At 40.2% G+C, this 22027-nt stretch carries 23 protein-coding genes and 1 tRNA gene; 12 read left to right on the top strand and 12 right to left on the bottom strand.

Translation table 11 applies throughout. The annotated features are described in order from the left end of the window. Positions 1-4: 4 nt before the first annotated feature. Entirely contained in the window at positions 5-1042 is a 1038-nt protein-coding gene (locus OO007_RS15565) for a DUF58 domain-containing protein (protein ID WP_325809484.1), read from the bottom strand. A gap of 97 nt (positions 1043-1139) precedes the next feature. After that, the gene (locus OO007_RS15570) at positions 1140-2084 is read right to left on the bottom strand and encodes an AAA family ATPase (RefSeq protein ID WP_325809485.1); all 945 of its coding nucleotides are present in this window, start codon (positions 2082-2084) and stop codon (positions 1140-1142) included. 345 nt (positions 2085-2429) lie between these two features. Here OO007_RS15570 and OO007_RS15575 point away from each other — a divergent pair, with 345 nt between their 5' ends. Continuing rightward, on the top strand, positions 2430-2861 hold the full coding sequence (locus OO007_RS15575) for a LexA family protein (protein ID WP_325809486.1): 432 nt from the start codon (positions 2430-2432) through the stop codon (positions 2859-2861). A gap of 13 nt (positions 2862-2874) precedes the next feature. Beyond that, complete coding sequence (locus OO007_RS15580; protein ID WP_325809487.1) at positions 2875-4128, top strand: Y-family DNA polymerase; 1254 nt, start codon at positions 2875-2877, stop codon at positions 4126-4128. Positions 4129-4251: 123 nt separating this feature from the next. Here the strand turns inward: OO007_RS15580 and rnk are convergent, their stop codons facing one another. After that, positions 4252-4662, bottom strand: coding sequence for a nucleoside diphosphate kinase regulator (rnk, locus tag OO007_RS15585; protein ID WP_131907008.1), 411 nt, complete (start codon positions 4660-4662; stop codon positions 4252-4254). A gap of 356 nt (positions 4663-5018) precedes the next feature. On the opposite strand from rnk, the gene OO007_RS15590 reads away from it, so the two are divergent. Beyond that, the gene (locus tag OO007_RS15590) at positions 5019-5216 is read left to right on the top strand and encodes a hypothetical protein (protein WP_131907009.1); all 198 of its coding nucleotides are present in this window, start codon (positions 5019-5021) and stop codon (positions 5214-5216) included. Positions 5217-5554: 338 nt separating this feature from the next. Here OO007_RS15590 and OO007_RS15595 read toward each other — a convergent pair whose 3' ends face one another. Next, a complete protein-coding gene (locus tag OO007_RS15595; RefSeq protein ID WP_207907115.1) occupies positions 5555-5947 on the bottom strand; it encodes an IPTL-CTERM sorting domain-containing protein in 393 nt (130 codons plus the stop codon). A 148-nt stretch (positions 5948-6095) separates the two neighbouring features. Beyond that, positions 6096-6185 (bottom strand) — tRNA-Ser (locus OO007_RS15600). Positions 6186-6407: 222 nt separating this feature from the next. On the opposite strand from OO007_RS15600, the gene hpf reads away from it, so the two are divergent. The 3 genes from hpf to OO007_RS15615 all read left to right on the top strand — a co-directional run bounded on the left by hpf (position 6408) and on the right by OO007_RS15615 (position 7835). Further along, positions 6408-6734, top strand: a complete 327-nt coding sequence (gene hpf / locus OO007_RS15605; RefSeq protein WP_131907010.1) for a ribosome hibernation-promoting factor, HPF/YfiA family — start codon at positions 6408-6410, stop codon at positions 6732-6734. A gap of 49 nt (positions 6735-6783) precedes the next feature. Continuing rightward, positions 6784-7254 carry a tellurite resistance TerB family protein gene (locus OO007_RS15610; RefSeq protein ID WP_325809488.1) on the top strand — a complete coding sequence of 157 codons (471 nt, stop codon included), beginning with the start codon at positions 6784-6786 and terminating at the stop codon, positions 7252-7254. A gap of 377 nt (positions 7255-7631) precedes the next feature. Further along, on the top strand, positions 7632-7835 hold the full coding sequence (locus tag OO007_RS15615) for a cold-shock protein (protein WP_131907012.1): 204 nt from the start codon (positions 7632-7634) through the stop codon (positions 7833-7835). Positions 7836-7920: 85 nt separating this feature from the next. On the opposite strand, the gene OO007_RS15620 is transcribed toward OO007_RS15615, so the two are convergent. The 4 genes from OO007_RS15620 to crcB form a co-directional block, all read right to left on the bottom strand. Next, complete coding sequence (locus OO007_RS15620) at positions 7921-9609, bottom strand: glutamine--tRNA ligase/YqeY domain fusion protein (RefSeq protein WP_325809489.1); 1689 nt, start codon at positions 9607-9609, stop codon at positions 7921-7923. A gap of 124 nt (positions 9610-9733) precedes the next feature. Next, on the bottom strand, positions 9734-10585 hold the full coding sequence (locus OO007_RS15625; protein WP_325809490.1) for an ion transporter: 852 nt from the start codon (positions 10583-10585) through the stop codon (positions 9734-9736). Between the two features lie 291 nt (positions 10586-10876). Next, positions 10877-12163 (bottom strand): serine--tRNA ligase, encoded by a 1287-nt coding sequence (gene serS, locus OO007_RS15630; RefSeq protein ID WP_325809491.1) that lies wholly within the window; start codon positions 12161-12163, stop codon positions 10877-10879. 30 nt (positions 12164-12193) lie between these two features. Next, entirely contained in the window at positions 12194-12595 is a 402-nt protein-coding gene (gene crcB / locus OO007_RS15635; protein ID WP_325809492.1) for a fluoride efflux transporter CrcB, read from the bottom strand. 65 nt (positions 12596-12660) lie between these two features. Between crcB and OO007_RS15640 the strand changes: the two genes are divergently transcribed. The 3 genes from OO007_RS15640 to glcF all read left to right on the top strand — a co-directional run bounded on the left by OO007_RS15640 (position 12661) and on the right by glcF (position 16552). Beyond that, entirely contained in the window at positions 12661-14130 is a 1470-nt protein-coding gene (locus OO007_RS15640) for an FAD-linked oxidase C-terminal domain-containing protein (protein ID WP_131907016.1), read from the top strand. 121 nt (positions 14131-14251) lie between these two features. Beyond that, positions 14252-15328, top strand: coding sequence for a glycolate oxidase subunit GlcE (gene glcE, locus OO007_RS15645; protein ID WP_325809493.1), 1077 nt, complete (start codon positions 14252-14254; stop codon positions 15326-15328). A gap of 18 nt (positions 15329-15346) precedes the next feature. After that, on the top strand, positions 15347-16552 hold the full coding sequence (gene glcF / locus OO007_RS15650) for a glycolate oxidase subunit GlcF (RefSeq protein ID WP_325809494.1): 1206 nt from the start codon (positions 15347-15349) through the stop codon (positions 16550-16552). A gap of 46 nt (positions 16553-16598) precedes the next feature. On the opposite strand, the gene OO007_RS15655 is transcribed toward glcF, so the two are convergent. After that, positions 16599-17723 (bottom strand): FimV/HubP family polar landmark protein, encoded by a 1125-nt coding sequence (locus OO007_RS15655; RefSeq protein WP_325809495.1) that lies wholly within the window; start codon positions 17721-17723, stop codon positions 16599-16601. 190 nt (positions 17724-17913) lie between these two features. Then, entirely contained in the window at positions 17914-18879 is a 966-nt protein-coding gene (locus OO007_RS15660) for a porin (RefSeq protein ID WP_131907020.1), read from the bottom strand. 264 nt (positions 18880-19143) lie between these two features. Here OO007_RS15660 and OO007_RS15665 point away from each other — a divergent pair, with 264 nt between their 5' ends. Next, positions 19144-19965 carry a sulfotransferase domain-containing protein gene (locus OO007_RS15665; RefSeq protein ID WP_131907021.1) on the top strand — a complete coding sequence of 274 codons (822 nt, stop codon included), beginning with the start codon at positions 19144-19146 and terminating at the stop codon, positions 19963-19965. A gap of 33 nt (positions 19966-19998) precedes the next feature. On the opposite strand, the gene OO007_RS15670 is transcribed toward OO007_RS15665, so the two are convergent. After that, positions 19999-21144, bottom strand: coding sequence for a serine/threonine protein kinase (locus tag OO007_RS15670; RefSeq protein ID WP_207907116.1), 1146 nt, complete (start codon positions 21142-21144; stop codon positions 19999-20001). A 281-nt stretch (positions 21145-21425) separates the two neighbouring features. Between OO007_RS15670 and rpsF the strand changes: the two genes are divergently transcribed. Together rpsF and rpsR are read left to right on the top strand one after the other, a co-directional pair. After that, positions 21426-21776 carry a 30S ribosomal protein S6 gene (gene rpsF / locus OO007_RS15675; RefSeq protein WP_131907023.1) on the top strand — a complete coding sequence of 117 codons (351 nt, stop codon included), beginning with the start codon at positions 21426-21428 and terminating at the stop codon, positions 21774-21776. Positions 21777-21788: 12 nt separating this feature from the next. Then, positions 21789-22019 (top strand): 30S ribosomal protein S18, encoded by a 231-nt coding sequence (gene rpsR / locus OO007_RS15680; protein ID WP_131907024.1) that lies wholly within the window; start codon positions 21789-21791, stop codon positions 22017-22019. Positions 22020-22027 lie beyond the last annotated feature (8 nt).

A 22027-nucleotide genomic window follows, 5' to 3' on the forward strand; every position in this document is an offset into this window, starting at 1 on the left:
CCGCTTAACTCCCTATCCCATCAGTGCTTACCTGAGTCTGAGCATCAGAATGATCACCCTCACCAAACAGGGCTAATGCTGTTAAGCAGGTATTACGATGCGCTTCACCGCTGGCTGGCTGAATCGTTCTACCCGGAATTTTTAGGCCATACACCTGTTGCTCCTGATGATATTGCAAGATCTTAGCGCACAAGTGAGACAGCTTAATCTCGGTTCCGGAAATTGATAAAGCATCCCAGTCCAGCCAAAGATCGTGGCTCGCATAATCGACAAAGGTCTTGGTCTGTACCTTGCCAGTTTTCGCATAAGCTCCCCAATGGATGTGTCTTGGCGAATCTCCCGCCTGATAATCTCGGATACCAGAGAAGTCCGTCGTTCCGCGAGGAATTTCCATTCCCTGATCAGCCTCTTCATCCAGACTATCGCCCTTGTCTTCGCTTTCCTGAAGCAAAGGTGCGGGGTAAACAATGCTATTCATATTGAGCAATGCGTATGACCAGCCTTTTATTAACCCAAGCGGATAGCTGGTAAGAATGCTTAATTTTTCCGGCTTAAAGCGCCCGCGATGCTTTGTGCTATGGGACAGTTTGATATGGATGGTATGGTTATCATGTAAATTAACCGTCGCGACATCCTGATTTTTCCAGCCGATAAATATTGCTGACTTTTTTTGTTGCCTGGGACAGGATACTTCTAATTCGAAAACAGCCTTTTCACCAGCAAAACAGGGACTTGCCTGAACAGCCCTAACGGTTAAACCAGAAAGGTTTCGATAGGTAAAAAAGATCGAAATGATAATAAGCGCCAGCAACCAAAAACTCAGAGCGTAAATTAAGGTACTCTGGAAATTCACGCCCATTAAGAATAATAACCCGATAGCTATTAGCAAGGCGCCACTGGTTCCGGTGAGAAAAACAAAAATACGTTTAAGGTCCAGTGTCATCTGGCGTGTTTCAGGGAAGCGTTTTTCCATCCACTGGGGCAACTTCCGATTACTTTCTATTCCTTTTTCAGATTCTGGACTCGTTTTTTTCTTAGGCACAGAGTTTCTAGACCCAAGCTTAAATTTGGAGAGTTTGAAGTTGCCAAGGGAGCTATTCATTATTATTTATGTCAGTAGAGAAATAGACAGATGCCAATTAAGCGACTGCTGCCACTCCACCACCAACACTATCTACCGAATGCAAGATATGACGCGCCAACTGATCACCCTGGGTTTCAGTTTTACCCACAACACGATGACCAACGACAGCAACAAATACCGCTTGCACATCCTCGGGCAACACATAATCACGACCTTGTAATAAAGCCCACGCTTGTGAAGACTTTACCAAAGCAATCGCCCCACGTGGTGATAAGCCCAGATGACACAATTCATCCTGACGTGTTTGCGCTATTAAACGCTGAACGTAGTCCAGTAAGGTATCTGATACTTTGATTTCAGGAACGAGTTGCTGAATTTCTAATAAGCTCTCTTTGCTTAAAACCTGTTTTACTTGGTCCAGCGAAGCTCTGCCTTTCTTACCCGTTAAAATTTCTCTTTCAATCGCAGGATCAGGATATCCCAATGAAATACGCAATAAAAAACGATCCAGTTGAGATTCAGGCAATGGAAACGTACCCGATTGGCTTTGCGGGTTTTGAGTAGCAATCACGAAAAAAGGCTTCGGCAAATCATGCGTTTCCCCATCAACACTCACCTGACCTTCTTCCATCGCCTCTAGCAAGGCACTTTGCGCTTTAGGGGTTGCGCGGTTTAATTCATCCGCCAAAAAGATCGAACTAAAAATTGGACCTCGATGAAAACTAAATGATGAGGTCTGCGCATTAAAAACCGACGCGCCAATAAGGTCAGCAGGTAATAGATCACTGGTGAACTGGACACGGTTATAATCAAGCCCCAAGACTTTATATAGCGCATGCGCCAATGTGGTTTTACCCATACCCGGCAAGTCTTCAACCAGCAAATGACCATTGGCTAAAATAGAAGTAAAAGCGAGCTGTACTTGCTGCTCTTTTCCCAAGATTACTTTATTTAATTCTGTAAGACTGGAACTGATTTCATGATGTAGTTGTGTATTCAAAGCGCCCACTTTCCCCAACTTATTGTGATTATTTATAGAGTTTCTAATCAAGTGTACGTTGGATTATCAAAAATCGCGAAAAAATACGATGAAGTGTAATGTTTGATTTCATGCGATATTCATAGTCACCCCCCTACTTTGGGGCGTTTTTTCAAAGTACGTTTTATTCTGTTTAGAGTAGACAGAACTCAATTACATACTTGTTTCACTGTGACTATCACTACACGCCAATAAAGTCTCACTAATATTTCTGCTTAGTACGTTTCTCCTGTGAATGAACTTCAGTATATTTTTGTTCGCTTTTTGTTCGCTTTTTATTTATTTTCTGCTAAGCTTATTTTTACTATGACAAACGAAATAATAGAAATAAAACGATTAAGCCCATCTGCCAAATCTGTACTGATTCCGCTCTATGGCAATAAAGTACGTGCCGGTTTTGCCTCGCCTGCAGATGATTTTATCGAAGAATACCTGGACCTCAACAAGCTACTCATTAAACATCAGGAGGCGACCTTTTTTGTGCGTGTTGTTGGACATTCGATGGTTAACGTCGGTATTTACCCGAATGATATTTTGATCGTTGATCGCTCTCTTGAAGCATCCAATAGGGATATTATCATCGCGGTGATTGATGGCGAAACCACGGTGAAACGCCTCATTACCAATCACCCCAATGGCATTTTATTAAAAGCGGAAAGTAAGCATCATAAAGACATTCCCGTGCATGGAGAGTTGCATGTGTGGGGCGTGGTCACCGCGACCATTCATCAATATTAGTTCGGTATAAATCATGTTTGCTATTGTCGACTGCAATAACTTTTATGCCTCCTGTGAGCGATTGTTCAGGCCGGAATTAGAAGGCCAACCTATTGTAGTGTTATCGAATAATGATGGCTGTGTGATTGCCCGAAGCAACGAGGCAAAGGCGCTGGGTATCCCCATGGGCGCGCCCGAATTCAAATTTCGGCAAGAAATGAAGCAGAAAGGTATTCATGTATTTTCCTCTAACTACCCACTTTACGGTGATTTATCCGCACGCGTTATGAGCGTATTGGAATACCTGTCACCCAATATCGAAATCTACTCAATCGATGAAGCCTTTGCCGATATGCGTGGTTTTAATCATTTCGATTTAAACACTCACGGTTTGGAGGTTAGAGAGAAAATACTCAAATGGATCGGAATGCCAGTATCGATTGGTTTTGGTAGCACCAAAACGCTGTCGAAGATTGCCAATCGCGTAGCAAAAAAAACGCCTAAAAGTGGGGGGGTGTTCGTTTTTGATAGCCAGCAACAAATAGACAATGTACTTAAAAAAATAGCCATTGGTGATGTCTGGGGCATAGGACGAAAATGGTCGATGAGTCTCCAGCATTGTGGTATTCATTCTGCGTACGATTTGGCACAAGCAGATAGCACCTGGATCCGGCGCAAATACAGTGTGGTTATGCAGCGCACGCAACGTGAACTAAACGGCGAAAATTGCATTTCTATCGAGGAACTACCGGAAAAGAAACAGCTACTCGTTTCTCGTAGCTTTAAAAACAAAATCACCAACTATCAACTGTTACGCTCGCTAATCTCCGGCTATGTCGCCAGAGCCTGTGAAAAGCTGAGAAAACAACACAGCGTGGCCAGCAGCATTCAGGTATTCATTCGCACCAGCCCGTTCAATGATAGCCCGAAATACAGCAATGCAGGAACTGTAAGCCTAAACCAATACTCTGCAGACACTGCCACGTTTATCAAGATGGCAACCTACATTCTGGAGAATATTTACAAAGACGGATACGAATATCAAAAAGGGGGCATCATGATTCTAGACATAATCCCCGACAGCAAACAGCAACTGTGTTTATTCCAACCCGAAAAATACGATAGCAACGCTCGCAAGCGCATGAAACTCATGGATCATGTGAACAGTAAGTATGGGAGGCAAACCTTAAGACTAGGATCTGAAAGCAAGAAGCGCTGGTATATGAATCAGAATCTACTGTCCCCCAAGTACACGACAAGCTGGAATGATATTTTAAGGGTTAAGTAAGATTTAGGTGATGGTTAAATGAATAATTTAGGTGAGTACTAATAAAAGCATGCTATTAGAGAAATCATCGCAGTGATTCAAGGTGAATCACTGCGATCAGACACGCACGTTTAACCGTATTGGCTAGCGGTGAAATTCGCCTTCTCGTTCTGGCTGGTATTCTATTTCAATAATTTTTACTGATAGTACGCCACCACCAGGTTTTGGCCATTCTATTTCATCGCCTTCTGTAAGGCCCAATAAGGCACTACCAACAGGCGCGAGTATCGAAACGGTTGCTTCACCACTGCTATTGTTTGGGTAGACGAGCGTTAACGAAAACTCTTTATCTGATGATTTGTTTTTAAATTTTACTTTCGAATTCATGGTAACGATATTCGACGGCATTTCATTTGGCTCGACGATATCTGCACGGCTTATTTCCGCAAGCAGCTCCTCCTTACCCGGGAATTGATTATTTCCTAAGGAATCAATCATCTCTTCCAGCCTTTCAGCATCGAGTGATGAAATTGTAATTTTTGGTCTTTGATCCATCTTTTTAATTACCTATAAAATTAACTATGAAACGTTTTTATGTTTATTCTTTTGAGCCATTATTCATGGTTCATATATTGCGTAATACCTCTATAGATTAGGGTATCTCATAAAAATTTTTAGTCCAGCAATTACTTCACAATAACATTTGAATTTACAGTTGAGACAAAAATAACAATGAGTAAAAATCTGGACAATGGTGATTATCAAAGCGCTTTGAATTACTTATAAATATGAAAAACTCATATCTATATGTAATTCAAAGAATGTTTTTAGAAGTTCGTAAAGCGGCAGAAAAACTGTATATTCATGCACTACACCCATAGTTTCTTTACACCCTTTTTTCAGGAGAAAACATGTCAGAATCAGTAGAAGTAAAAGAAGGCTATTACGATAAATTAGGATCAATTCACTGTGGCGTTGTCAAAGGATTTAAAATCAACTGCGGACCAGAACAGTTAAAGGTTCTTGAAGATGGCGATGAGCACGTGTTTGATATGACAGGTGTTACCGTCAAAAGAAATGGCGATGAAGTCAGTTTTAGTCAGCAATAAACACTAAATTAGATACTTGAATACACCCCCCTACTTATAGGCACTTTTTTAAAAAAGTGCCTATAAGTAGGGGGGTGTAAAAATGTATTGATAAGCCAGAGGTTCGAATCCCTGAAGCTCCGCCATCCCGAATCCAGCAAAGACTGTCTTGGCAATCTCTCAGATATTAATAAAAAAGACCTGTTAGAACTGTAAAAGTAGCTAGGGAGTGGATATTGGTTTTTAGAGAGATTGTTAATAATGATTAAGGGGGATGCTTAGCCCTATGCCTTTAAATTATATTATCTAAAGTCGATGTGTCTTCCCTTATTAAGCCAGAATAGTTTATCTCAATGAATTTAAGCCTGATTTATTGGGCGACGTCTTAAGCCAAAAATAGCTAATAAGGTCGTGAGTAGAAAAAATCCCCAGAGTGAAAGTGTAGGAATAGACTTTGGCTCCTCTATTCTTAGAACAAGATATAGCGTTGATTCTTTTTGAATATTATAGTCAGCTAAGGTTCTTCCATCTTCTAATTGTTTTCCAGCAAAAACTAATTGTTGCAGATCTGGAGGGATACCTTCTTTGTCCTGGATTTTCGCCTTAACGTTATCAATTGTATCATTTGCTTCAACTTCTAATGCAATGGTTTTATCTGTGGGCGTTATAACAAAAATTTGCATTGCGTAACTGGGATTACTTATCAAGGTAAAAAATAAGATCACGCTCATCAATATTTGGTTTCTCATCATATCCTTTCCTTTCTTAGTTATGCTTTTGTTTATTAGCTGAGAGGTATTAATAAGAGTTGTAACAACCCTATTTGACGGTCTTCTTGACGGTTCTACATACCCCAGAAACAAAAAACCCACTGAAAATCAGTGGGTTTCTTTTGAAATATGGCGGAGAGGCAGGGATTCGAACCCTGGGACGGTTTAACCCGTCGCCGGTTTTCAAAACCGGTACTTTCGGCCACTCAGTCACCTCTCCATTGTTGTATTCCTTGAAGTTTCTAGTCGATAAACTTCAAAGAGCGCGTAGGATAATAAAAACTGCTCCATGATGCTAGTAAAATATTCTACTTTTTAACAATCAATTGGCTTGAATTTACGATTTCTGAAACTATAGTTAAATTGTAGGGAATAATTTATTCACAAACTACACACGAGAACTTCAAAAATAACGAAAGACCTATCAAGAGGATAATAAAGAATGATCGATATTCAATCTCAAAATTTTTCAGTAACAGAAGCAATGAAAACTCATACAGAAGAGAAGCTTCAGCCTATGATTCGTAACTATGGCGATAGAATTATCAATGTTCATGTTCATTTGTCTGACGAGAATGGTCCAAAAGGTGGGGAAGCACAACATTGCCTGATTCATGTAGAGTTACAGAAAATGCCGACGGTTGTTATCGAAGATAGTGAAGAAAATTTATATGCAGCGATTGATAATTGCTGTCATCGTGCAGAACGCGCGGTAAGAAAAGCGATGGAGAAAAAACAAACCCTTTCGCGTAAACCTGCTGAAATCTAATAATACTTAGAAAAAGTAGAAATTTGATTAGAGAATTTAAATCTTAAAAATGCTACCCAAAATAAAACAATTTTTTGAAAATCATTTCATTGCAGAATCAGGCTCGTCCGAGCTTGATTCTGAGCATCGCTTACAACTAGCTTTGGCTTCGCTGATGATAGAAGTCGCTGAAGCGGATTATGAAAACGCACCCGAAGAGAGAGCGATGTTGCTCAAACTGGTGGAAGAATCTTTTGGCCTTGATAAAGACGAAGCCCAGGAACTGCTTGATCTTGCGAAACAAGAACATGCAGAATCTACAGACAACTTTCAATTTACCAGTTTGATCAATCAACATTACTCTGCAACACAGCGCATTGAGTTGATTGAGAAACTTTGGAAAGTGGCATTTGCAGATAATGTATTAGATAAACATGAAGATCATGTTATTCGTCGTATTGCTGATTTAATTCATGTCTCACACAGTGATTTTATCGCATCAAAATTACGCGTTCAGGAAAAAGCTAGTTTCAACTCATAAAACCTGAAAATCTAGCTGGCGTACAAAGCAGTATTGAAAATCTTAAGCCATAAAGCGAAAGCCATTAATTAAGTTTATTTTTATCTGCTTTATTTGATGATTTTTTAAGCTCTCGGCAGCTACAACCTACCTAAACGGTCGACCATATCAATATAATTTATCTTATTAACCCCGAAAAAAACACCTCAGTATAGAAATTCTCTGTAATTATGATATTCTGGTCATGCAGTTTTTGATGGTAAGTATTTAGTATTTACCCTGAAGCAGTTTAACGGCTTCCTCGCAGATAAGTGATGTGTCCGTTTTTTTGCTGATTTTATTCAGCATTTTTCTGCATAAAGTCTGCGTTATTTTTTATATTTTAGAGGTTCTTAGGAATGGCTACAGGTACAGTTAAGTGGTTCAACAGTAGTAAAGGTTTTGGTTTTATCGCTCCAGATGACGGAAGTGATGATGTTTTTGTTCACTACAACTCTATCCAAATGGATGGTTACAAGTCTTTAGAAGAAGGACAAAAAGTGAACTTTGAAACAGAAGATGGAGCCAAAGGCCCTGCCGCTGTTAATGTAACTGCTGCTTAGAGGCATTATTACAGCATTCATAAAAAAAGCCTCGCAATGCGAGGCTTTTTTGTAATTTTGAAGCGTAAATACAATTAAGATTTAGTTACTCGGATTTTTTATTTTCCCAGGTATCTCGTAAACCTATTGTTTTATTGAAGATTAGTTTTTCGTTTTCTTCATGCGCGTCTATCACTGAATCAGAATCCAGGAAAAAATACCCTTCTCTTTCAAATTGATAGGGCACGTCTGCTTTTGGGTCCATCAAGCTTATTTCACCCTTACAACCTGTAAGCACTTCTAGACTACTCGGATTGAGTGCTTCCATAAAGTCTTTCCCGCCGGCATCTGGCGCAATGTCATTAAACAATCGGTCATAGATACGAACTTCGCAATCAACATTCTGCAATGCTGACACCCAGTGAATAACACCTTTGGGTTTAATGCCATCTTCCGGGTTATTACCCAACGTGTTTTCGATGATTCTGGCTCTTACCTCAATGATCTCCCCATTAGCGTCTTTAACTGTTTCATCAGCTTCGATGACGTATGCATTACGTAAACGCACGCGCTTACCAATCACTAGACGCTTATACTTCTTATTGCCCTCTTCCTGAAAATCCGCCTTATCGATATAAATTTCACGATCAAAAATCAACGTACGTGTTCCCATCTCTTCATTTTGTGGATGTAGAGGTGCAGTAAGGTATTCCGTCATATCTTCTGGAACATTCCATAGCGTCACTTTTAATGGATTCATCACACACATCGCACGCGGTGCCACGTTATTTAAATCTTCACGTACTGAGAACTCTAGCTGACTGACATCAACCACACCATCGACTTTAGTCACCCCGGTACTTTCAACGAAGTCTCGTATAGATTTGGCGGTGAAGCCGCGACGACGCATGCCAGAGATCGTTGGCATTCTCGGGTCATCCCAACCTTTAACTATATTCTCATCAACCAACTGCTTTAATTTACGCTTACTGGTTACCGAGTAATTCACATTCAGGCGAGAAAACTCATATTGATGAGGCTCAGACGGAACCGGCAAATTCTCAATAAACCATTCATATAAAGGACGATGCTCGACAAATTCCAAAGTACATACGGAATGCGTCACTCCTTCGATTGCATCACCCTGCCCATGTGCGTAATCATAAGATGGATAAATGTGCCACTTGTCACCCGTCTGGTGATGTTCCATATTCTTTATACGATAAATAACAGGGTCGCGCATTTGCATATTCGGATGCGCCATATCGATCTTAACTCGGAGAGAACGCTTTCCATCTTCAAATTCGCCATCGCGCATGCGCTCAAACAAATCGAGGTTTTCTTCAACACTGCGATCTCTGTAAGGACTATTTTTTCCAGCCTCTTTTAAGTTGCCACGGTACTCGCGCATCTCTTCCTGATTAAGATCGCACACATATGCTTTACCTTCTTTGATTAAGGTAACTGCCCAGTCATAAAGCTGGTCAAAATAGTCAGAAGTAAAATGCACATCGCCATTCCACTTGTATCCCAACCACTCGACATCTTGCTTGATCGAATCAACGTATTCGATTTCTTCTTTTTCAGGGTTGGTATCGTCAAAACGCAGATTGCATTTGCCGTTGTATTTTTCGGCAAGACCAAAATTCAACACAATCGACTTCGCATGACCTATATGCAAATAACCGTTAGGCTCAGGTGGAAAGCGTGTTTGAACACTTGAAACTTTTCCAGAAGCGAGATCTTCTTCAATAATTTTTTCGATGAAATTTAGTGGTTTTTCGTTTTCATTCATTGCTAAAAGTGCCTTATTTATTTAACGCTTATTTAATAAGAATTAGATCGTTAGGACAAGTAGTTGTCCAGATGATTTATGTTTAATTTAGTCACCCCCCTACTTTAAGGGCTTTTTTATATCGCTATACTGCTTTCTTTTGATTCGAAAGCTCAGCACGACCTTGCTCTACTAACTTGGATTCTAATTGCTCCAGGCGCTTTAAAATCGCTCGGGTATCCTCATGGATGTGTTTAATGTCAGAAACATCACCTTCGTCATTTTCTAAATTATAGGCATCGTGCTCTGCCTGCATGCGCTCGATGACGATACCAATCATCATATTTAAAAACACGAACGCATTCAGGAAAATAAATGACAGGTAAAACATCCATGACAGTGGATAGACTTCCATCGTTTCATACATGACATCCGTCCAGTCTTCAAAGGTAACGACACGGAATAAAGTCAGCATTGAAACCGCGATATCACCCCACAGTACTTTATTGATATCTTCAAACAAGAAGCTACCGACTGCCGCATAGATGTAAAACATGATGAACATTAAGAGCAGCACATAGCCCATTGGCGGCAATGCTTTGAGTAATGCAGAAATTAATATGCGCAATTCCGGGATAATCGAAATGAGTCGCAACACGCGGAAGATTCTTACCAGACGTGCTAATAGCACCATTTCTGAATCTTCTATAGGGATTAAACTGATGCCGACAATCAGCGTATCGAAAACATTCCAGCCTTTTTTAAAGAAAGCCAGCGAATGACCTTCGGCGATAAATCGAACCACAATCTCAAACAAAAACAAGATGGTAATTGCCGTATCCAGATAACCGAGCAAGGTAATATATTGAGGATCAATGTCATACGTTTTCGCCCCAATCATCAATGCCGAAACAACAATGACAGCAATGATAAAGAACTGAAATATTCTATTGTTGTTGAATTCGTTAATTATCTGAACGATTGTTTTGGCTTTCATTTCCTGACTCAAAATTTATAGTAGTTTAGCGCGAAATTGTCATTTCACGATTTTTCAAAGGTTATACGATTAAAAAATAACAAGGAAAGTTCCCATTAAGGAACAGCTATTTATTTACAACTGAAAAGAATCCAGTTGAACTAGTGTTAAAACCTTACTATCACAACTCAAAGAACGAGGCTTTTAATCATAACGAATAAAAACCTCGTATAAGTAGGGGGGTGATGTTTTAAATAGTTGTTGTGGCTTATCTTAAAAAGCATTCAAACAAACAGTGCAGCGAACTAATTCTTACACCTTAAGCTCGGTCAAACCACCCATATACGGGAGTAGCGCTTCAGGTACTTTGATACTACCGTCCGCTTGCTGATAATTTTCAACAATCGCCACTAAGGTTCTACCCACCGCAAGACCAGAACCGTTTAATGTATGCAGCAATTCTGTCTTATTGGTTTCAGGATTACGAAAACGCGCTTGCATTCTACGCGCCTGAAAGTCTTTCATGTTTGAACAAGAAGATATTTCACGGTAAGTTTCCTGAGCTGGCACCCATACTTCAATATCATAGGTCTTATTTGATGAGAAACCGGTATCGCCCGCACATAATACGATGGTTCGATATGGAAGTTCTAATTTCTCTAGAATAATCTCAGCATGTCTGGTGAGTCTTTCCAGTGCATCGTCCGAATCTTCAGGTTTTACAAAGTGTAACAATTCAACTTTCTCGAACTGATGCTGGCGAATCAAGCCACGCGTATCACGACCATAAGATCCCGCTTCTGAACGGAAACAAGGAGTATGAGCAGTGTATTGCATCGGCAATTTATCAGCATCGACAATTTCATCTCTGACTAGATTGGTCACTGGCACTTCTGCTGTTGGAATAAGGTAAAAATCCTTATCGCCAAACTCACCTTCTAACTTGAATAAATCTTCAGCGAATTTAGGTAATTGCCCAGTACCGTAAAGACTGTCTGAATTTACAATATACGGCACATAGACTTCTTCATAGCCGTGCTCGGTGGTATGCGTGTCCAACATAAACTGAATGAGTGCACGATGCATACGTGCCATCGCTGAACGCATCACAACGAAACGTGAACCGGTCAGCTTGGTTGCTGATTCAAAATCCATCCAGCCATTTGTCGCCCCAAGATCAACATGGTCTTTAACTTCAAAATCAAATGAAGCAGGCTCGCCCCAGCGTCTGATTTCTACGTTATCTTCTTCGCTTTTACCGTCAGGCACAGACTCATTAAGAATGTTCGGAATGCCACTTACAATCTCATCAATTCGAGCTTGTAAATCAGAGAGTTGTTGCTCCCCTGCTTTTAGCTTTTCACCCAAGTCAGCAACTTCATCGAGCAATGGCTGAATATCTTCACCATTCGCTTTGGCTTTACCAATCATTTTTGAGCTTGTATTGCGCTCGTTCTGTAAATCCTGCGTGGTCATTTGTAATGTTTTACGCTGATCTTCCAGAGACTGGAATGCCGCTACATCTAATTCAAAACCACGACGTGACAATTGTTTTGCAACTGCATCGATATCGCTTCTTAATAATTTTATATCTAACATCTAATTTTCCCAAAAGACTCAACGAGTCATTTAACTGATTGTTTTTCCGATTATAAATCCTAGCCATACCGCTAGTACACTTAACATCACACTGATAAACATATTCAACAAAGCCCGCGCATGCAGCCCTTCCTCGAATAAATTCATGGTTTCCATAGAGAATGTCGAGAATGTGGTAAAAGCACCAAGAAACCCAACAAAAATAGCCAACCGCAACAATGGATCCAGCTCCATTCTTTCAACCAGAACAATCGCCAAAAAACCCATCATAAATGAGCCTATAACATTGACCGAAAGCGTTCCATAAGGAAAGTTTCCGCCGAGCTTTTCAGTCACAACTGACGACAGCACATATCGCGCTAAAGCACCTACGGAACCACCAGCCATTATTGCCAATGCTTGCGAACCAGAAAGAGTGAATGAAAGTGACAAATATATCTCCAAAGACCTAGCATAAGAACTGGGCAATAGTGTATATGAAAGGTTAGAATGGTGGAATGTCTCTAGATACAAATACACGTAATAATTTACTTTTTCAACTAGGCGAAATTCTACCAGAAGAATATTTACTCACCAGTGAAGAAGCGATCAAACCTTATGAATGCGACGGTTTATCAGCCTATCAAAAGCTTCCCGTTGCCGTTGTTTTGCCCGAAACGATTGAGCAAGTACAACGTATTACAAAAATATGCTCTCAATTGAAAGTACCGATTGTTGCTCGCGGTGCTGGCACTGGCTTATCAGGCGGTGCATTACCGCACGAAGGCGGGATCATTTTAGGGTTATCCCGATTTAATAAAATTGAGAAGATAGATACTGACAATCTAACCGCAACGGTTCAACCCGGCGTTAGAAACCTAGCCATTACCGAAGCAGCAAGACCTTTCGGCTTATATTATGCACCCGATCCCTCCTCTCAAATTGCCTGCTCTATTGGCGGCAATGTGGCAGAAAATGCTGGCGGAGTGCATTGCTTAAAATATGGCCTAACCGTTCATAATGTTCAGCAAGTAACCATTGTGACCGTCGATGGCGAATTAGTTACTTTAGGCTCCCAGACATTAGACACGCCTGGCTATGATCTTTTAGCATTGATTACTGGATCTGAAGGCATGCTCGGCATTATCGTTGAGATTGTGGTGAAACTATTACCTAAACCTCATGCTGTTAAAGTCTTGATGGCGTCATTCAAAAAAGTTGAAGATGCAGGCAATGCCGTTGCTAACATTATCGCTGAGGGCGTCATTCCCGCTGGTTTAGAAATGATGGACAAACCTGCCATTCATGCGGCAGAAGCCTTCGCTAAAGCCAACTACCCGCTTGATGCAGAAGCTATTTTACTGTGTGAATTAGATGGAAGCGAACAGCAACTGGCAGAGCAAATCGAGACCGTTTCAGAAACACTGCGCAACGCAAATGCAGACGATATCGTAATTGCTGACTCTGCAGATGAGCAAGCACGACTTTGGGCAGGAAGGAAATCTGCATTTCCCGCTGTTGGAAGAATTTCACCTGATTACTATTGCATGGATGGCACCATTCCCCGAAAACAGATTGCTTACGTACTCAAAAGAATTAGCGAATTATCTGAAGAATGTGGTTTACGTGTAGCCAATGTTTTCCATGCAGGAGACGGCAATCTTCACCCATTAATTTTGTACGATGCAAACAAAGAAGGCGAGCTTGAGAAAACTGAAAAATTCGGCGCCGATATCTTGACGCTTTGCGTAGAAGTGGGCGGTACTATTACCGGCGAACACGGCGTAGGCCATGAGAAAATTGACCAGATGTGCGTACAGTTTTCACCCGAAGAACTCACTCAGTTTTTTGCCGTTAAGAATGCTTTTGATCCGGATGCATTACTCAATCCCGGAAAAGCGGTGCCCACATTACACCGCTGCGCTGAACTCGGCGGAATGCATGTACATAACGGCCAATTGCCACATCCTGAAATCCCTCGTTTTTAGCGTTTTAAACACATAAAAACGAGTAATTATTTTAAAATGACACCCCCCTACTTTTAGCCACTTTTTTAGTAACGCAAACAACTACGAAAAGGCTTTGGGTAATTTATCCTTTGTGACACACATGACAATACAAGATAACGATATTAGTTCTGACCTGCAACAACGCGTACTAGAGTCGATAGCAAGCAAACAACCACTCTATATTCACGGCGGAAATAGCAAGGCGTTCTACGGCAATACGGTTGATGCCACACCATTAGATATTAGCCCACATACCGGCATAATCAGCTATGAACCAACAGAACTCTGCGTTACATTGAGGGCAGGTACTTTATTATCTGATCTAGAAGCATTACTTAATAACACCAATCAAATTCTACCTTTTGAGCCACCTCAATACACAGCAGAAACAACCATTGGTGGCGCAATTGCTGCTGGAATTTCCGGCCCCAGACGCGCTTATACCGGATCAGTTAGGGACGCCATTCTCGGTGTAAAGATCATAAATGGTAACGGCGAAATTGTTAGTTTTGGCGGACAAGTGATGAAAAATGTAGCTGGCTACGACTTGTCTCGCATGATGGTTCGTTCGCAAGGAACACTGGGTGTAATTCTTGAAGTTTCATTGAGGCTATTACCCAAACCACCAAAAGAAATTACACTCACGTTCGACTCTGATCAGAAATCAGCACTACAGTTTTTTCAAGAATCCAGATTGCAGCAATTACCGATCACTGCTAGTACCTGGTTTAATGATCAAGTCTATTTGCGCCTATCAGAAAGTGAAACCGTACTTGAGCAGTCCATAAAGAAATTAGGCTTTGATTTATTAAGCGATTACGATGATTTCTGGACAGATATTCGAGACCATCAACATCACTTTTTCGGACGCACTGATAAGCCGCTATGGCGTTTATCCTTACCGCCTGCGACAAAACAAATATCAAGTGTCGATGACAATCAGCTCATAGAATGGGGTGGCGCTCAGCGGTGGATTAATAGCAATGCTCCTGCCAACATCATCCAGAATATTGCAACTTCAAACAATGGTTATGCATATATGTTTAAAGGGGACTTACCAGAAACACCTTGCTTCCCTTTGCTAGATAAACCACTCATGCTATTACACAAACAACTCAAACGTAATATGGATCCAAACGGCATTTTTAGTCCTGGACGAATCTACTCTGGTTTATAACACCTAGGGCTTAATACTATGAAAACTGATATCACACCTTCTTTATTGAATACTACAAAAGGCAAGCAGGCTGATGCAATTCTCAGAACCTGTGTACATTGCGGCTTTTGTAATGCTACCTGCCCTACCTATCAGCTATTAGGTGATGAGAATGACGGCCCACGAGGTCGCATTTATCTCATTAAGCAGCTACTGGAAGGCAAAGATGTTACCGAATCAACTCAGCTCCACCTAGACCGCTGTTTGACCTGTCGTAGTTGTGAGACTACCTGCCCCTCAGGCGTGAAGTATTCTCAACTACTCGATATAGGTCGTAGTTTAATTGAAGAAAAAGTACCAAGAAGCTTCAAAGAGAGAATCACTCGTAAGCTCATTCTGAATATACTTCCTTATGAGAAACGCTTTACCACTTTATTGAAAGCCGGTCAGTTTTTCAAGCCATTTACACCTAAAGTATTGCGCAAAAAAATCCCAAGAAAGACCACAAAAGGATTACTTCCTGGCAATTCTCATAGCCGCAAAATGCTAATTCTTGATGGATGCGTGCAACCTGCGCTATCACCAGATATAAATACTGCTACTGCACGCGTTTTGGATAAACTCGGAATATCTCTACTCACAATAAAAAAAGCAGGCTGCTGTGGAGCGGTTAGCCAGCATCTAGGGGAAGAAGAAAAAGCATTAGTGTTTATGAGAAATAATATTGATGCCTGGTGGCCCGAAATTGAAAGCGGCGCCGAAGCTATTGTCATGACAGCAAGTGGCTGTGGAGCAATGGTAAAAGAATACGCACACCACTTACAACACGATTCAGAATATGCCAGCAAAGCTCAGCGTATTTCAGAGCTTTGCAAAGATATCTCCGAGATTGTAATTAATGAAGATTACAAACAATTAAATGCACCAGAGAAAACCAAAATTAGTTGGCACCCTCCATGCACTTTACAGCACGGACAAAAAATAACAGGAGTAGTGGAAAAAATTCTAAGTGATTGTGGATATAATTTACTACCCGTTGAAAATTCACACTTATGTTGCGGTTCTGCCGGCACCTATTCCATTTTACAGCCTGAAATCTCAAGTAAACTTCAGCAAAATAAAATAGAAAGTCTACAGAAACATACGCCAGAGATGATCGTAACTGGAAACATAGGCTGCCAGACTCACTTACAAGCAGCTAGCAACGTTCCTGTTATTCACTGGATTCATTTATTGGACAATTGAAAGAAATGACTCGCGCATTTTTATTGATACGCACTAGTTAGAAAAACTAAATAGTATTCAATAGTTTTTGCGCTCTGTCTCTTTGAGGAGAATCACCTTCATTGATCAACTTATGCAAAATATCTTTAGCAGAATCAATATCCCCTGCATCAATATAAGCTACAGCCATATCAATCTTTACGCTATCTTTTAAAGGCTCTTGTTCCATATCAACATTAAGAAAATCTTTCTCTTCCAGATAAGCCTTTTCAATTTCCGGCTGAATATTCACTTCATCTGCAATCAATCTATTTTGTTTATTCTTAACCCAGAACATCCACCCAAATAGAAGCAATAGGAAAGCGATAATAGGCAAATAGTATTTCTCTAACATCGACATAATCGACTTCATACCAGCCTCTTTAGAGGCTTCATTGTTTGCGCTAACGTTTGTGGATTTGCCCTCTACTTCTAGTTGATTTTGAGCATTTGATATTTGAGATTTCTCAGCATTAATACTTTGGAAAATATCAATTTTTTCCTTTGCTTGCTCATCTAGTTTTTTTTTAGATTCCTCAAATTTCTGAGCATGAGATGCTGCAGTAGCATCTGTATCAGCAGCTTGCGGTTTACTTAAGGTCTTTTGTAATGCCTCTTCAACTTTACGTAATTGCGCATCGCTCTCATTCTTGTCGGCGATAAGTTGATCTAATCGTTTACGAAGATCATCGCTTTCTTTCTCTAATTGATCAATTTTAATGGTCTGTAATTCTTGCTTATTTTGAATAACATCTGCCTTCTTGCTTTTGTTAACAAGATAACCGTTGGCGATCGGCGAACCAAAATCTCCCGTCTGCCCTCTTCTGAAATAACGCGCATGTTCGCTTAGCAAAGCTTTTGCTTCTTCGTCAGACAGCGTTTCAATATCAGACTCATTGGGCAATATAAGCTGTTTTCCACGGAGCAAGAAGTTGATATTACCACCTCGAAATGCCTCTTGATTCCTGGCTAACAATCCTATTAATAATTGAGACCTTGTTAAATCACTTTGCGAATAATACCTTTCGATAATTTTATTTAGATTATCTGTAGATTTAACTTTGTAGCGAGTTTCTGCAAATGAAACAGACATCAGCGCTAATGACAAAAATGAACACAATGTCAGATATATAATTTTATTTTTAGAAATCATTTTAGTTTTATTTTTTTACTTGTAAGAAGCTTATTGTACTTAGTTATTTTACATTCTTAAATACTAATAATTACCCAAAATATGACATATAAAATAGATATTGTAATTTTAAGATAAATTAAGAGTATTTCAGGCACAAAAAAGGACGCCCAAAGGCGTCCTTCTTATTGTGCATAGTTATGAGACTAGATTAGAACTCTAGACGCATACCAACACCGTACTTAAGTACGTCATCTGTAGAATCATCACCGTCGTCAGCATTTTGTACTGCTGCGAACCACTGGTAATTTTTGCTAAGCTTGTGAGCATATTCAGCAGAAACGATTAATGGCTCGTTATCTTCGTCAGTAGTCTGGATACTTACGTTAACGCTTTTTCCGCCACCAAGACCAAATCCTGCAAGAGTAGCAACAGAAAGAACATCATCACCATTCTCTGGATCAGTGTTTAACAAAGAAACACCAAGGTTAGCCATACCGAATTTACCACCAGCATGAATACCAATCTGTGAACCTTGATCAGTTACGTCGCGGTAAGCAAAACCTAGGTTAACTGGACCAGCTTTAGTACCAGCACCGATTTGTACTTCATCGATTGCATCAGTATCGCCGTTTGCGTCAGCTCCGCCGTAATCAGCGTCGTCGTCGTCCATTACTACCATAAGGTGCATACCAGTAGTACCAAACTTGTTCTTGTAGTTGATAGAATCGCCTTTACGGTATCCGCCACCAGCTAAATCCCATACGTTGTTGCCAGAAGTTCCACCAAGAAGTTGGAATGGGTCAACAGGGCTCATTACGTAGCTGTACAATGGAGACCAACGAGTACCGATAGAAACTTCACCGAAACCGCCTTTAACACCAACATAAGCTAAACGGTTTGTATCTTCGCCGTTAGAAAGTGCACCTTCATCAAGGTTTACACCGAATTCGTACTTACCAAATGCAGTTAAACCATCAGAGATTTCCTGGTTTACTTTGATACCGAAACGTGAAGAGCGATTTTCTAAACCACAATCTGTGTTAGAACCGTCATCAGTACATACAAGACCTGCACGCATACGACCGTATAGTGTAGTATCAGCTATAGTTGTAGCAGTTGTAGCAGCAACAATCGCGCCAGCAATTGCTGTTTTAATCATAATATTCTTTTTCATCGAATTAACCCCGAAAATTAATAAAAACCCGCAAAAATCAATTAAGACCTTCGCTAGGACATGGTTACTTTAGCCTAATTTAGATTTTTTGCAACAAATTTTGTTAAAAAAAAACAACAGTCACACAAAAGTGTATCAATTTTACAACAAAATATTTAATGGTAAGAAATAGACAAACTATCAATCAGGCTAGATTACAGCTTATAATATTGCCGCAATTCACTCAACTGATTAAAACAATAGAGTTATTAGGGTTTTACTAAAATGACACAAGATACGGGCAAAATCACTTGGATCGCCAGCTTTCCTAGAAGCGGCAACACCTGGGTAAGAGCGCTAATAACAGCGTACTCAAACAATGGTGAAGTAACGATTAACAACATCATGCAAACCGGTGACAAAAATCCAGAGTACTATGATGGCATTATAAAAAAACCTATTGAAGAATGGTCAACATCTGACCAGGCCTTGATCAAACCTGCGGCAATGATGCGAATGCTAGAAGACGCCGGTGGCAATTTAATGCTAAAAACACACGACTGTAATATTGACCTGTCAGGTGTTGCACAAATTCCACACGATATTACCAGAGCAGCTATTTATATCGTAAGAGACCCTAGAGATGTTGCTTTGTCATTTAAAAATCATTACAACACGTCCACTAATAAAGAAGCAGTCGATAAACTCTTAGATAATAAGTTTGTTACTCGCTTCCCTAATAAAGGTCTTTTTGTTCCCCAGCTTTCCTGGAATATCCATGTGGCTTCCTGGATGCGAAACCTACCCTACCCAGTTTATGCGCTTCGATACGAAGATCTTCTATCTAATACTTTTGAAGTTTTAAGTGAAATAATACAATTCCTCAATCTGGACTATGATAAAGACCTTGTGCATAAGAGCATTGAAGCGTGTGCTTTTGACAAACTAAAACAACAGGAAAAAAAATCAGGGTTTCGCGAGACTGTTGGTCAAGAATTCTTCCACAAAGGTGAAGCAAACCGCTGGAAAACTGAATTAGAACCTCAATTACAAAATCGCATAGTTAAAGCCTGCGAAAAAGAAATGAAAATGGTGGGCTACCTTTAATAGACTTAGAGCGTATCAAAACTAAAAAAAGCCCTATAAGGTGGGGGGTGCATGTTGTTCATACTGATAAGAAGGCTCTTTTCTCAATAGAGACTCAAGCATCTTCAACGCTTTACCCGGACTTAAAAACCGATCATCCGGGCACTTAGCCATCATTTTATTTAACACTGGCTGAAGATGAGCAATGGATTCATCCAAAATCGGTATGGGTGCCATAACATGTTGCATCATAAGTTCTGTCGGGCTATTTCCCGCAAAGGGCTTCTCCCCCATCAGTAACTCATAGAAGATCACACCCAAGCTATAGATATCGGACGCTTTTGTGCAATCTTCCCCTGCAACTAATTCAGGGCTTACATAATGTGGCGAACAATGCAGTTCATCTTCTTTCAAAAAACCCGCATCGAGCAATATCCTTTTAGATACACCGTAATCGGTGAGTGCTAGCACACCGTCACTTCTGAGCATTACATTATCTATCTTTAAATCGCGATGAATTAAATTAGCATTATGTACACAATCGAGGGCAGACGTGATTTCTCTAAACCATTCCAAGGCATGTAATAAAGGAAGAGATCTCTCACAATTATTAAGAGCCTGTCTCAATGTACCAAATTCGAGATACTCCATCACCAGATAGAAGGCATGATTGCAGATACCGCCATCATAGAAGTGCACTAAACCCTCAGAGCGGATAGCGCATTGCCTTTCGACACGCTCTAAAAACTTTTGAATCATCTCATCGGATAATTCATTCGGTTTAAATTTAAAGCGTTTAATCGCGGCAGACTCACCTTTTTTATTGACGCCCCGATAGATAATACAATCCTGACTGTTATGTAGAACCTCTACTAACACCCAGTGTTTCAGATTAAGAGGGAAAAGCGCTAAACACCTTCGCAGCTGTAGATAAACATCTATTTTCGACGATAGATCTGAAATATTTTTCCAATACAAACATTTATTCGGCTGCAAAGATCGTTTTTTACATTCTTTTTTATTATCAAAAAAAACCAGATCAAAAGGCTTGAGCTTTTGTAGCAGCTCTTCCCTGCTCAGAAGTTGCAAACAAGCATAATCATATTGAGCTAACGTCAAATGTGGTATTTTCGACTCAAGCATTACCTTGATATCCTCAGGGACACCTGTATTTTGAATCAACAATACTGATAAACTCATTCTTATTCTGTTTCCTCCTAGAGCATAGTCTAGGACATAAGCGCTTGATTGACTGAAATATTCTTCCGCCATGATTAACATAAAGCAGTTTTCTTTTATCATTTCAGCGTATAAATTCCTTAATGCATAAGAAATAGCGGGTACTGTTTGACATTTAATTTGCTTTCCATAATAATGCCGCGTTCCGTGGGTCTATGACCCCTCCTTGCTATGAAATTTGCTGTAATTTACACAGTAAAAAACACAAAAATCATAGCCAACTTGTCCATAAGGAGATAACTATGAGACATTATGAAATCGTTTTTCTGCTACACCCAGATCAAAGCGACCAACTTCCAGGCATGCTAGAGCGTTACCGCAAGCTTATCGAAGACAATAAAGGCACAATCCACCGTCTAGAAGACTGGGGTCGTCGTCCTTTAGCTTACCCAATCGTTAAATTACACAAAGCACACTATGTGCTTATGAACATCGAGTGTGATTCAGCTACATTAAGTGAGCTTGAAGATCAATTCCGTTTCAATGATGCAGTACTTCGCAATATGGTTATCCGTCGCGATGAAGCTGACACTGACCCTTCAATTCTCAGCAAAGAGAATGAAAAGAAGCCAGAAAGAAAATCATTTAATTAATAGGAGTTAATCATGTCAGCACAACGTTTTCGTCGTCAAAAATTTTGTCGTTTTACCAAAGAAGGTGTTAAAGAGATAGATTATAAAGATCTTGATACCTTAAAAGCGTTCATTACTGAAACAGGTAAAATTGTACCTAGCCGTGTTACAGGCACTAAAGCTAGATACCAGCGCCAATTAGCAACTGCTATTAAACGCGCTCGTTTTCTTGCGTTGATTCCTTACACGGATCAACACAAGTAATATTAAGA

Source organism: Cocleimonas sp. KMM 6892 (assembly GCF_035798195.1).
Classification (GTDB): Bacteria; Pseudomonadota; Gammaproteobacteria; order Thiotrichales; family Thiotrichaceae; genus Cocleimonas; species Cocleimonas flava.

Coding starts and splice junctions, on each gene's coding strand:
- OO007_RS15575 (WP_325809486.1), top strand. CDS start 2,430: ATGACAAACGAAATAATAGAAATAAAACGATTAAGCCCATCTGCCAAA.
- OO007_RS15580 (WP_325809487.1), top strand. CDS start 2,875: ATGTTTGCTATTGTCGACTGCAATAACTTTTATGCCTCCTGTGAGCGA.
- rnk (WP_131907008.1), bottom strand. CDS start 4,662: ATGGATCAAAGACCAAAAATTACAATTTCATCACTCGATGCTGAAAGG.
- OO007_RS15590 (WP_131907009.1), top strand. CDS start 5,019: ATGTCAGAATCAGTAGAAGTAAAAGAAGGCTATTACGATAAATTAGGA.
- OO007_RS15595 (WP_207907115.1), bottom strand. CDS start 5,947: ATGATGAGAAACCAAATATTGATGAGCGTGATCTTATTTTTTACCTTG.
- hpf (WP_131907010.1), top strand. CDS start 6,408: ATGATCGATATTCAATCTCAAAATTTTTCAGTAACAGAAGCAATGAAA.
- OO007_RS15610 (WP_325809488.1), top strand. CDS start 6,784: ATGCTACCCAAAATAAAACAATTTTTTGAAAATCATTTCATTGCAGAA.
- OO007_RS15615 (WP_131907012.1), top strand. CDS start 7,632: ATGGCTACAGGTACAGTTAAGTGGTTCAACAGTAGTAAAGGTTTTGGT.
- OO007_RS15620 (WP_325809489.1), bottom strand. CDS start 9,609: ATGAATGAAAACGAAAAACCACTAAATTTCATCGAAAAAATTATTGAA.
- OO007_RS15625 (WP_325809490.1), bottom strand. CDS start 10,585: ATGAAAGCCAAAACAATCGTTCAGATAATTAACGAATTCAACAACAAT.
- serS (WP_325809491.1), bottom strand. CDS start 12,163: ATGTTAGATATAAAATTATTAAGAAGCGATATCGATGCAGTTGCAAAA.
- OO007_RS15640 (WP_131907016.1), top strand. CDS start 12,661: ATGTCTCTAGATACAAATACACGTAATAATTTACTTTTTCAACTAGGC.
- glcE (WP_325809493.1), top strand. CDS start 14,252: ATGACAATACAAGATAACGATATTAGTTCTGACCTGCAACAACGCGTA.
- glcF (WP_325809494.1), top strand. CDS start 15,347: ATGAAAACTGATATCACACCTTCTTTATTGAATACTACAAAAGGCAAG.
- OO007_RS15655 (WP_325809495.1), bottom strand. CDS start 17,723: ATGATTTCTAAAAATAAAATTATATATCTGACATTGTGTTCATTTTTG.
- OO007_RS15660 (WP_131907020.1), bottom strand. CDS start 18,879: ATGAAAAAGAATATTATGATTAAAACAGCAATTGCTGGCGCGATTGTT.
- OO007_RS15665 (WP_131907021.1), top strand. CDS start 19,144: ATGACACAAGATACGGGCAAAATCACTTGGATCGCCAGCTTTCCTAGA.
- OO007_RS15670 (WP_207907116.1), bottom strand. CDS start 21,144: ATGAGTTTATCAGTATTGTTGATTCAAAATACAGGTGTCCCTGAGGAT.
- rpsF (WP_131907023.1), top strand. CDS start 21,426: ATGAGACATTATGAAATCGTTTTTCTGCTACACCCAGATCAAAGCGAC.
- rpsR (WP_131907024.1), top strand. CDS start 21,789: ATGTCAGCACAACGTTTTCGTCGTCAAAAATTTTGTCGTTTTACCAAA.